Below are 11,753 nucleotides of genomic sequence, written 5' to 3'. Positions count from 1 at the left end.
TCAGCAGGGCATGAATGAAAGCCTGCCTGCACGCCTCCTTCTCTTTGCGAGTGGCCTCTCTTTCAAATGCTCCAGCATCTTCCCCTTGCGCGTCTGGGGGAGTCGCGGTAATCTCCCCTAGATCAAAATAGGGTTGGGCGTTGGTGATCGGGGCACCCATTCGCGACCGGCGATCCGCTGCGGCGCTCGATGTGAGTTCAGAAGGGGTCACGACGGCACTCACCACCGGTCCGCTCGGGTTACCTCTGCTGGTCGCGCTGACCCGACGGGACGGTCACCTTCAGTGCGAATTCCCAGAGACTCACCACCGCAAACCCGTACTCGGTCGGAGTTCTCAACAACCAATCTGGAGAGCGAAGACGATGAATCTGATCAAACGCACAATCGCGGTTGGCGCGCTGCTGGCTTCCGCACCGGGCACTGGAGCGGCGCACGCGCAGAACGACGCCGCTGGATGGCTCGGCCGCTGCAAGACACAAGAAGAGGCGTGCGAGGTCCGCGAACTCGGGTTCCGTGCGAACGGAACCACCCGTCTAACCGTCACTGGGGCGGGAGGCGCGGAGGTCGTCGGTTGGGACCGCGACAGTGTGCATGTGGAAGCACGCCTGCAGGCACGTAGTGACGATGTGGCGATCTCGACGGAAATTCTCAAGCGCGTCCGCGTTCAAGCGTCGGGTGGTGACATCCGGGCTGATCTGGACGGGGCGGAGGCTGCGTGGTGGGTTTTGTTCGTGGTTCACGTGCCGAGGAACTCCGATCTGGTGCTACGCGCCAACGCAGGGCCCCTTGCAGTGACGGGGGTCAAGGGTGACATCTCGGCCGAGCTGAACTCCGGTCCGCTGTCGCTCACCCATGTCGGGGGTTACGTCCACGGCCGAACCGGCGTCGGGCCGGTGCACGTCATCCTTGATGGTCAATCGTGGGAGGGCAGGGGCCTGGACGTCGCTACCGCAAACGGGCCAATGTTCCTCGACATCCCTGAACGGTACTCCGCCCAGTTGGAAGCCGGCACGCGAAGCGGCCCTCCCGTAGAGATGAACAACCGTTATTTGAGTGCCGCTCCTGGTGCGCAGTGGATTAGTGGAGAGGTGGGTTTGGGGGGATCCTCGGTGCGCGTCTACACGAAACTCGGTCCTGCGACCATTCACCGTTATCGCACGCACTGAGCAGGTAACTAGGCCTCGGCATGGTTGAGGCGCGGGCGCATCGGCGTGCGGTGCCCTACGGAATGGCGAGGAGCCTGCTTTTCTCTGTTGTTCTCTCGGTGTGGCGGTATGGCGGGCCGCGGGCGGGGTCGATAATTTTCCCGGGCGATCCCTCACCCCCTCCCCGAGCCGAATGCCCCGGCGCACCGACGCATCGCCCCCGGCTCCCGCACCCGCCTCGCTCGCGATCTACGACGAGGTACGCGCCCTCATCGTGTGCGGCCGGCTCCTGCCGGGCACGCGGGTCACCGAGGCGGATGTCGCAAAGGAGCTGGGGGTCAGCCGCACGCCCGCCCGCGAAGCGCTGCGGCGCCTGCAGCAGGAGCGGCTGCTCGTGCCTACCGGGGCGAGCGACGGCGCCAAGATGCGCCTCGCGGTGGCTCCCATGACCGCCGGCGAGGCGCGCGAGCTGGGCACCGCGGCGGGCGCGCTGGAGGGTGTCATCGTCCGCAACGTGGCCGTTTGCGGCGAGGGCGAGCGGCTCGCGCTGGCGGCGGATCTGGCCAAGGCGCAGGCGGCATTCCGGCGCGAGGCCACGAAGCGCACGCCTCACTGGGACCGGCTGTTCGAGCTGCACCACGCGTTTCACGGGCTGCTGAGGGCCAGGCTCGCCGGGCCGCGCCTCTGCCTGATCCTGGACGGGCTGCGCTCGCACCTCGACCGGTACGAGTACTTCTGCGGTCCGCTCTACGGCGCGGGGAGCTTCGAGGAGACGTTCGAGGAGCACGACGCGATCATCGCGGCGATCGAGTCGGGGCGCGCGGACGTGGCGGAGGCGGCGGTGCGCACCAACTGGTTCAACGGCGCCGATCGTCTCGCCAGGATCGTGGAACAGGTGGGCGAAGCCGGGTTCCACAGCGTGTTCTCGGCCGCCCAGCAGCGGGGGAATGTCGCCGGCTGATGCGACGGAAGTCTCACGCAGAGGCGCAGAGACGCAGGAGAGGACCGCAACGGCATGGCTCACACAGAGACACAGAGCCACAGAGAGAACCGCAAAAGGTTTTCCGCGTGGCTTTCTCTGTTGTTCTCTCCCTGCGTCTCTGCGCCTCTGCGTGAGATAAGCGGTGGTCAGCCGCCGGCCGGCAGGCGGCTGAGGATGAAGGCCGAGACCTGGCTGGCGGCCGGAGGGTCGAAGTTCGACAGGACCACGACCACGTACCCGCCATTCGGCTCGAAGGCGAGCTCTCCGTTCATCCCCGGCGCGCCGCCGCTGTGCCCCAGGATGCGACGGCCGCTCACCATGCGGTCAAAGAATCCGTACGCATACCGCGTCCCTGGGCCGACGTCCACCTTTCCGGCGAGGAGCTGGGAGGTGTGTGCGGCGTCCAGGAGCCGGTGCTCGCGCAGGGCGACGGCGAAGCGCGCCAGGTCGCCCACGGTGGAGTAGCCGCCCCCTGCCGGCGTGCCGCGATACGGGAGCGTCGGCGCGTTCGACACGAGTGCGCCGGACGCCTGCCGCATGTAGCCCAGAGAACGCCCGGGCACGACCGAGTCCTCGGGCGCCGCGCCGGTGGCCGTCATCCCGGCCGGGGCGTGGATGCGCGCGGCCACCTGCTCGTCGTAGCTCCTGCCGCCCACCCGCTCCATGAGGGCGCCCAGGAGCATGAAGCCGTAGTTGCTGTACTCCCACCGCGCGCCGGGCTCGAAGCGCAGGCCGCGCGCGCCGTAGAGCCGCAGGTAGTCGCCCGGGTTGCGGAGCTCCAGCCGGCGGGCCATGAACTCCGGCCCGAAGATGTCGCCCGTGCCGCCGGTGTGGGTCAGCAGGTGGTGCGGCGTCACCTTGGACGCCAGCTCCGCGTTCGGGTAGTCCGGCAGGTACGTGGCGATCGGCACGTCCAGGCGCAGCGTGCCGGCCTGCACCAGCTGCATCGTCGCGACCGCGGTCAGCATCTTGTTCATCGAGCCGACGCGGAACTGCGTGAGCGGCGTGTTCGGCACGCCCCGCTCCCGGTCCGCGAGGCCGTAGGCGCCCTCGAACAGCGTGCTCCCGTCGCGGGCCACGAGCACGGCGCCCGAAAACTCGCCGGCCGCCGTGGCGGCGTCGAGGTGCGCGCGCAGGGCGGCCACGAAGGCCGAGTCGGCCGCCGCCTGCGTGGCGGCCGCGTCGGGGGTGGTGGCCTCGCCGGCGCCGCACGCGACGCAGGCCAGCAGGGTGAGGGCAGCGACGATCCGCATGGCGTCCTCCGGGTTCGAAAGGCGGTTGCGTGCGATTACAGGCGAGCGTCGATCCCGATCTGTTCGACCAGCCAGTCGTGCCGGTTGTCGCGGGCCTGCTGGCTGAGGTCGTGTCCCGCGTCGTACCAGAGAACCGTCTTGGGCTGCGGCGCGGCGGCGTGCAGCTCCGCCGCATCGGCATAGGGGATCAGCGGGTCGAACTTCCCGTTCTGCAGGTATAGCGGGACGTTGGCGTTCCCGATGAAGCGAATCGGCTCGATGGGCGCCATCGCCCGGATCCAGGCGACGCGCCGGGCACACGGGAAGCCGGAGATGAGCTTGAAGCCTTCCGGACCCGTGGCGTGCGAGACCTGGCCGCCGTGCCCCACCACCAGCGCCGCCGCCTTGAGGCGCCGTTCGATGCCGACGAACAGCGCGCCCGTCGCGCCGCCCCAGCTGAAGCCCACGAACGCGATGCGGCCGGCGTCCACGTTGGGGCGCGAGCGCAGTACGTCCACGGCGCGCTGCAGATCCTTGATCACCTGGATCTGCTCGGTCCGGTCCTGGTCGGTGATCGTCAGGTAGGGCGGCGTCGTGCGGTGATTCCACGGCGCGTCGATGGCGATGACGACCGCGCCGTACTTCGCGTAGTTCTGCGCGATGCCCGCCATGGCTTTCGCGTTGCCGGGCAGGCCGTGCATCAGCACCATGCCGGGGCGCGGACCCGTGTGCGTGACCGGGTCCCACAGCATTCCTGTCACCACGCCGTCCGGACCGCTGAACGAGATGCTGCTGGCCTCCACGCCGTTGGTCGTGCTTTCGACCGTCTTCTGCAGGTTCAGCGGTGCACCGGCGTCGTAGCTGAACAGCTTCCGGTCCTCCGCGGTCGCCACGCCGAAAGCGGGACGCGCACCCGTGCAGGAATCGGCGTGCACGCGCACCCTCACGGAGTCGCGCACCTCCGGGCGGTCGAGGAGCGAGGCGACGACGTACGTGGAGCCCGCCGCCACGGCGCTGATGGCCCCGCCGGCGTTCACGGTAGCAACGCCCGGATCGCGCGATACGTACAGTACCGCCCCGCTGGCGTTGCGCACCGTGGCGGTCAGCGGAGACGATTCGTATACGCCCACCACCACGCTGTCCGCGGAGAGCGTGAGCCGCGGATCGCCACTCTGTTCGACCGGGTTCCCGTCGCACGCCACGAACGCGGCGCACGCCAGCGCAACGGCGGCGATAGACTTCGCCGATTTCATCGTACGCGCCTCACGTCACGGGAAGTTCGAAAACAGGTCGTGCGTGGGGAACGACGTGGCGCCCTCGTGCGCATTCCACAGCGCGGCATAGAGCTCGGCCTCCAGGTTGGCGGTCAGCGAGCGGGTGTTCAACAGCCCGACGAACGCGAAGTTGTGGTACGTGCGCACCATCATGCTCGTGTTGCCGGGCAGCGTTCCGCCGTGCCACCAGTTCGCGTCGCCCTGCATCGGGCGGACGAACCAGCCGGCGCCGTAATAGCATCCGCCATCCGGACACACCATTGCGCCGCTGCCGGTCATCTCCGCCACGAGCGCGGTGCTGAGGATGTCCGGACGGCTGGCGCGGCCATCGACGGCGGTCAGGAAGCGCAGGAGATCGATGGTGGACGACACCCACGCGCCGCTCGCATCCCCCGCTTCCAGGTGGAAGCCGCCGTAGTTGAAGGGCACCGTGCCCTCGCCCGGAAAAACCGACGGCACCGCGGGCGCGTTCACCCCCATGCCCGGCCAGTAGTACTTCACCTCGCCCGGGAGCGCGTTGCGCATGAGCGACCTGCCCTGCTGCGTGCGGTTGGCGCCCACGGGCTGCAGCACGCGTGCGCGCACGTATTCCTCGTAGCGCATGCCGCTCAGGCGCTCGATCACGCGGCCCAGGATGATGTAGCCGAAGTTCGAGTAGGCGAACTTCTCGCCGGGGTTGAAGTCCAGCGGCATTCCCTTCATGTAGCGGACGAGCGTCTCAGAGGACGCCGGGGCGGGAGCGTTGACGGCGGCGGCGGCGATCAGCGGCCGGTCGATCGGGTCGAATCCGCCGTTCGGCTTGCCACGATCCCAGCCCCCGCTGTGGTTGAGCAGGTGCCGGATGGTGATCTGCTCCCACCGCGGATCGACGGTCGCTGCCGGCGCGGGCGCCAGGTGCGCGATGAGGGGCGCCACGCGGTCGTCCAGCCTGAGCTTGCCCTCCTCGACGAGCTTCATGATGGCGGCGGCGGTGATCGGCTTGGACATGCTGGCGATCCGGAACAGCGCGTCGGGCTGCACCACCGTCTTGTTCTCGACGTCCGCGTAGCCGAAGCCGCGCGCGTAGATCAGCCGTCCGTCGCGCACCACGGCGACCGCGCCGCCGGGAATGCCGTGCTTGCGCATGAGTGCGGGGATGACCTGATCGTACGACCCCATCCCCGGCACCGCGGCGCCGCTGATGGGGATCTCCTGTTCCGCGGGAGGCGTGACCGGGGGATCGACGTGCGGCGCGGCCGGCTCTCCGCTGCAGGAAAGCAGGGCCGCGAGAAACGCGATCCTGACCATCGCAACCGCGATCGATCCGCTGGCGCCGCCGCGTGCGCGTCCGGTGGGACGATGCAGGCAGAGGGATGCACGCTCACGCATGGGTTGCCCGTGGTTGGGGGTGGAATGCGGCCGCTCAGCGCAGCCGGGTCACCCGTACGATGCGCGCCGACTGCGCCATCGACACGAGCTCCAGCGAGACCCCGCGTGGCCCGTCCGCCATCAGGTACAGCGCCGCGTGGCCGCCGTCCGCGGCCGCCAGGGTGTGCTCGCCGTTGGCGCGGCGGCCGGCGCGGCCGGGGAACCCCACGGAGAGCGGGCCGGACACGCGTGCGCGCTCGGAATGGTCCCACGAGGTGTAGCGCGGCAGGTCGTGCGCGACGCCCGGGTCGATGAGCCCGGCGGTGACGCTCGCCAGCGTCTGCCGGTCGGTCAGGTCGGCGTAGCTGATGCCGAGCGTCGAGGTGATGTGGGCGATGACCGCGGGGCGATTGAGCCAGTCGACCGGCGCGTAGATGAGGCGCTGATACAGCGTCGGCCGGCGCCCGTGATCGACCGAGGCCTCGCCCGCCAGCTCGCGCAGGAAGAGGAGCATGCGCGCATTCGCGCCGTAGCGGCCGTTGCTCTGCCAGGGCCCGAGCGCCGGCTCCGTGCCCCACAGGCCGACCGCGCCCTCGAACGGCAACGGTGCGTCGCCGCCGGCGCGCGAGTGCAGCGCGTGGAGCGGCTGCCCCGAGCCGATACGGCTGGCCGTCTCCATGGCGAGCGTGGCCAGGCCCTCGTTCAGGATGCTCTGCGTGCGGTCGCGGTGGCTGGTGATCAGGTCGGCGTTGTGGGCGTACTCGTGGAGGAACACCCCCGCCGCGTAGCTCGCGTTCTGGTTCTGCGGCAGCGCCAGCCGGTCGGCGCTGTGCAGGCTGACGACCATCTCCGAGGCACGCGGGCAGCTCGCCTGGCTCGCGACGTTCACGGTCGGCAGCGGCCCGTCGTAGGCGAAGCCGGTGCCGAGCTGCAGCGTGCCGAGCAGCACGTAGAAGCGGCCGCCGCCCCCGGCGGGAGGCTGGAAGTCGGCGTCGAAGACGGAGCGCATCGTCGGCAGCAGCCATCGGTCCGCCATCGCCGCCGCGTCGCGCAGCCAGCCGTTCTTCGCCGGATCGATGAACCCCGCCGCCAGCGGGTGCCGCAGATCGACGACGACGGCGACGCGGCCCGAGACGGCGACGACCTTGGCCTGGAAGGTGGGCACCGAGTCCGCCGGCAGGTGGCAGATCCCCGGCTTGCCGGAGAACCAGTCGACGAAGCGCAGCGTGTCCCCCATGACCGCCGTGGCGTAGCGCGGGTCGAATGGCGCCGGCGCCTGCGAGTAGCTGCCCACCGGCGCGGCCAGTGCGGGGATCGCGGGCTCCAGCGGCGTGCCGGCACCGGGTGCGGAGAAGGTCGCGAGCGGTCCGGGTGCGGCGGACGATGAGAGTGCCGGGGCGGCGTCGCCGGTGCCCAGGAGGCGGACGGAAACCAGCGTGCGCGGGGACTCCACCTCCGCCGTCGGGATCGCGAGGTTGGCGGCGCTCAGCACGTAGTCCTCGTCGGCGGCCGGCAGGCGCAGGCAGCGCAGGTCGTCCTCGGTCAGGACGCGCGACTCAGCCGGGCGCAGCGAGAAACTGGGTGGGACGCGTACGATGCCGCCGACCGGCGCCGATCCGTTCGCGGACAGCTTCACGGCGCGCATGTCGGTCTCGCAGGCGCGCATGGAAGGCACCCGGAACTCGGCGACGCTGTCGGACAGCGCAACGAGCTCCTTTGCTTCCACGCCGTCCAGCATGAGCGAGCGCAGGCTGGCGAGGCCGGTGCCGCGCACGTGGGCGATCTGCCCAGGATGAAGCGTATCGACGGAGATCACGTGGATCGGCCCCGCCGTTTCTACGGGTCCGCCTCCATCGCAGGCGGCGACGAGCGCGGCGATGAGCGCGGGGAGCAGCGGGGCGGGGCGCATGAGCGACCTCCGGGTCGTGGGCTGAACAGATGGCCTCACACAGAGCCACAGAGAGGAAAGCAGAAGAGTTCTCTGTGACTTGATGTCAAAAGATGCGCGGCGGACCCTCGGGGCGGGCGGGTGCATCGTCGCGCGGCGCGCCGCCCACCGCGTACGACGCGAACAGCGACAGCAGCGGCCGCGCCGTGCGCCGGCGGCTCTCCTGCGTGAAGCCCGTATCGGCGACCCGGAACTCGGTACGGTCGCCTCGCCACGGATCGTTGAGGCGAAGCGTCACGCGCCCCCGGTCGGCGGCGAGCCGCCGCGTAACCGCCAGCTCGCTGGTGAACGCCGGCAGGATCTCGCCCTGTTCGATCGCCTGGGCGCTGCGGCGGTACGCGTAGAGCTGCACCGCCGTGTTCTCGGCCACCCGCATATCGACGGTGAGCCGCGCCGTGGCGTACACGCCGCTGCTGCCGAACGCGTCGCCCGTCGTCTCCGCGTGGATGACGCTGCCCGCAAGCGTCACGACCGTGCCGGGCGCCAGCCGCGCACGCGCGCTGCCGTCGGCGCCGCCGGCACGCGTCCGGTCCAGGTTCGCCAGCGTGGTCGTGGAGCCGCCCCTCTCCGTCGCCGCCATGAGTGGGCGGATCGGGTCGCGCGTCCAGCGGAGGAACGGCGTGAGCTGCAGCGTCAGCAGCGAGCCGGGCCGCTCCACGCCGAACTCCACCTGGTCCGAAAGCTCCGGCCGCAGCGACGGGTTGCCGACGACTTCGTGCGCGTCGTTCTCGGCCATGGGGAACGGATTCAGCATCTCGGGACCGGGCCGGTTGATGCGGCGGCCGTACGCGAGCCGGTACACGAGTCCGCGGCGCGCATCGGTCCATTCGCCGCTGATGCTGGGGAATAGGCGCACGTCCGTCCGTTCGCTGGCGGCCTCCAGCTCGATGCGGGTCCGGTCCGCCTCCAGGCGCAGCCCCGCCTCCGCGCGCACGCTGCCGGTGACGCGGTGCGCGGCCAGGTAGCCGGCGTGCACCTCCGTCCGGTAGCGGTAGTCCTGCGAAACGGTCGCGCCGAAGTGGGTCGCATCGTGCTCCGCGTTGATGGTGCGGAACCGCGACTCCTGCCCCACCTCCAGATCGATCCCCGGAAAGTGGACAGCGAGGTCGTTGCGCAGTACGTGCTCGCGCTGCCGCGAGGTCATGGCGGTGGACTTGTAGCGGAAGCCCGCGCCCACGTCGTCGTAGTCGCCCCGGAAGTCCTCATCCACCAGGCTGGTGCGCGCCTCCGAAGCGAAGCGGAAGCGCCCCCGGTCCACACTCGCGGCGGCGCTCAGCTCGGCGGACGGGATCACGTGCTCCACCAGGCTGCCGGTGGCGCTCGTTCCCGTGTCTCCGGCCGCATTGGTGTAAACGAACGCGGTGCTGTTTCGTGACGCGCCTTCCATCCAGGAGTACGCGCCGCGCAGCGCCAGCGACGCGCCCGGCGCCGGCGTCAGCGCCGCGCCCGCCATGACGGAGTGCAGGCGGTGCCTCGCCCGCCCGCGGCTGTCCTCGTCGGTCTGGAGAGGGAGGTCGCCGGGCACGAGGCTCCAGCGCGCCGTCCTGGAGTCCGTGCGCGGCCGCATGCCGGAGAAGGAGTACGTCGCATCCCAGCTCAGCACGCCGCGCACGTGGCCCGCGGCGGCGGCGGAGCCCGCGTAGTGATCGTCCGACGCCATGGAGCCCGCCAGCGAGCGCATCCCGGTGCGCCGCGTGGCATCGTCGCGGAAGACGAGGTTCACCACACCGGCCGCGCCGTCCGCATCCTGCCGCGCGGACGCCGTGGTGCCCGCCTCGATGCGGTCCAGCGCCGCCGCCGGCATCTGGCGCAGAAACGCGGCGAGCGCATCGCCGGCCAGCGGGATGCGCCGCCCGTTCATCAGCACCAGCACCCCCGTGCCGCCGCGCATGGCGATGCGCCCGTCCGCGTCCAGCTCGACGCCGGGGACGGTGCGCAGGAGGTCCGCGATGCTGCCCCCCGCCGTGGCGGACGCGCGCACATCCACGACGGTCGCGCCGCTGCGGAGCTGGACCGCCTCGCGCTCCGCCCTCACCGTCAGCGTATCCAGCCCCAGCGGTCCGCAGCGGAGGCGCACGTTGCCCACGCGCACGGCGGCGCCGGCGACGCTCACCTGCTGGCGGTGCGGCGCATGCCCCGGGTAGCCGATCTCGAGCGTGTAGGTGCCGGGGAGGGCGCGGAGGGAAAAGCGGCCGGCGGCATCGGCCGCCGATGCCGCCATGAGGTGACGGCCGGAGCCGTCGCCATGGAAGAGCTGTACGATAGCGCCGCTCGACGGCGCGCCTTCCGCGCACGAAGCCGTTCCGGTCAGCACCGCCTGGGAGCCGCCGGCCGGAATCCCGTGATGTTCGTGCTGCGCCGCCGCCGGTGCGGAGATGGCCGCCAGGGCACCGCACGCAACGGCGATCGCCGCCGCCCGTGCAGCCATGCGCGGCATGAGCGGGTCTCCCTACGCGTCGCGCGGCGTCATTCGCAGCTCACGATCGGCCGGTAGGTCTGGTTGTGCAGACTGCCGGAGGCGCCGCCCACCTGGGTGCCGCCACCGGTTACCCAGATCAGTCCGTTCACGAAGGCCGACCCGACCACCCCGTGCACGGGCAGAGGCATGGGACGGAGGCTCGTCCACTGGCTGGTGCGGGGATCGTAGTACTCGTGCTGGGGGGTCATGCCGCTCGGCGCCTCGCCGCCCCAGACGTGGAAGCAGCCGCGGGCCATGACGCTGTTGATCCCGCTGCGGCCGCTCAGCATGGGAGCCGCGGTCGTCCAGGTGCGCGTCTGCGGGTCGTAGACTTCGTGCGCATCCGACTTCAGGGGCGACAGGCCGTTGCCCAGGCGCCCGCCAACGATGTGGATGCGCCCGTTGATCGCCGCGCCAGCGATGTGGTTGCGCTGGGAAGGCAGATTGGGCAGCACCTCCCACCGGTCCGCCGCCGGGTCGTACACGGCGAAGTCGTTTCCGCGCGGCACCCGTCCCCCGGCGACGTAGATCTTGCCGCCGAGCACTACCGCCACACCTCCGCTGCGCGCGGTGGGCATCGGGGCCTTCTGCACCCATGCACCCACCGCCGGGTCCAGCTCGTACAACGTGTTGACGGCCGTGGCGCCCTCCTGGTCGTCCGTGAACTGGCCGCCGAGCAGGTAGATCTTCCCGTTGACGCCCGCCGCCATCCCGTGGTTGTTGGGCTGCGGGAGCTGTGGGCCGAGCTGCCAGCGGTCGAGCGCGATGTCATAGACCTGCACCGTGCGGGACGTCACCCGGGAGGGAGGATAACCGCCCATGACGTAGAGCTTGCCGTTCGCTTCGGCGAGGGCGAACTCCGACTGGTTCTCGAGCAGATTCGCCTTGATCCCCCACTCGCCGTCGATCGGCTCCCGCACGCGAACGCGCACGGAGTCACGCACCTCCGCGTTGCCCGCGAGCGTGGCGACCACGTACGTCGAGCCGACCGCGACGCCGCTGATGGCGCCGCTGGCATTCACGGTCGCCACACCCGGATCGCGCGAGACGAACTGTGCCGTCCCGCTGGTGTTGACCACCGTCGCGGCCACCGAGGCGGAAGTGCCCAGATCGACGGTCACGCTGTCCAGGGAAAGCGCGAGCTTGGGATCACCGCCCTTCGCGACCGGGTCCTTGCCGCAGGCCAGGAGGGCGGCAGCCGACACCGATACAGCCACCCACGCGATTGCCCGTCTCATGTGCGCTCTCCAGAACCCGGGGCTCCCGTCGACACTGATCCCAATGTATACGTTTGTTCTAATGTATACGTTTCCCCCTGGCACGCAAGTAGGCGGAGACGCGGAGATGCGGAGGGAACTGCAACCGCA

General features: G+C 70.5%; 8 protein-coding genes. 2 read left to right on the top strand and 6 right to left on the bottom strand.

The features are described from left to right. Positions 1 to 362 precede the first annotated feature (362 nt). Positions 363 to 1,166, top strand: a complete 804-nt coding sequence (locus VF647_09260) for a hypothetical protein (protein HEX8452271.1) — start codon at positions 363 to 365, stop codon at positions 1,164 to 1,166. A 172-nt stretch (positions 1,167 to 1,338) separates the two neighbouring features. Beyond that, complete coding sequence (locus VF647_09255) at positions 1,339 to 2,106, top strand: GntR family transcriptional regulator (GenBank protein ID HEX8452270.1); 768 nt, start codon at positions 1,339 to 1,341, stop codon at positions 2,104 to 2,106. A 167-nt stretch (positions 2,107 to 2,273) separates the two neighbouring features. Here the strand turns inward: VF647_09255 and VF647_09250 are convergent, their stop codons facing one another. The 6 genes from VF647_09250 to VF647_09225 all read right to left on the bottom strand — a co-directional run bounded on the left by VF647_09250 (position 2,274) and on the right by VF647_09225 (position 11,624). Next, on the bottom strand, positions 2,274 to 3,380 hold the full coding sequence (locus VF647_09250; protein HEX8452269.1) for a serine hydrolase domain-containing protein: 1,107 nt from the start codon (positions 3,378 to 3,380) through the stop codon (positions 2,274 to 2,276). Positions 3,381 to 3,415: 35 nt separating this feature from the next. Next, on the bottom strand, positions 3,416 to 4,612 hold the full coding sequence (locus VF647_09245; protein HEX8452268.1) for an alpha/beta fold hydrolase: 1,197 nt from the start codon (positions 4,610 to 4,612) through the stop codon (positions 3,416 to 3,418). Between the two features lie 15 nt (positions 4,613 to 4,627). Further along, on the bottom strand, positions 4,628 to 6,001 hold the full coding sequence (locus VF647_09240; protein HEX8452267.1) for a serine hydrolase domain-containing protein: 1,374 nt from the start codon (positions 5,999 to 6,001) through the stop codon (positions 4,628 to 4,630). 34 nt (positions 6,002 to 6,035) lie between these two features. Next, on the bottom strand, positions 6,036 to 7,889 hold the full coding sequence (locus tag VF647_09235; protein ID HEX8452266.1) for a hypothetical protein: 1,854 nt from the start codon (positions 7,887 to 7,889) through the stop codon (positions 6,036 to 6,038). Positions 7,890 to 7,974: 85 nt separating this feature from the next. Beyond that, complete coding sequence (locus tag VF647_09230; GenBank protein HEX8452265.1) at positions 7,975 to 10,365, bottom strand: TonB-dependent receptor; 2,391 nt, start codon at positions 10,363 to 10,365, stop codon at positions 7,975 to 7,977. A 29-nt stretch (positions 10,366 to 10,394) separates the two neighbouring features. Next, positions 10,395 to 11,624: a kelch repeat-containing protein gene (locus VF647_09225; GenBank protein ID HEX8452264.1), complete on the bottom strand. Its 1,230-nt coding sequence runs from the start codon at positions 11,622 to 11,624 to the stop codon at positions 10,395 to 10,397. Between the last annotated feature and the right edge of the window lie 129 nt (positions 11,625 to 11,753).

This window comes from Longimicrobium sp., from assembly GCA_036387335.1.
Classification (GTDB): Bacteria; Gemmatimonadota; Gemmatimonadetes; order Longimicrobiales; family Longimicrobiaceae; genus Longimicrobium.
Note: the sequence above shows the minus strand (reverse complement) of the source record. Positions and strands in the feature narration are given on the sequence as shown.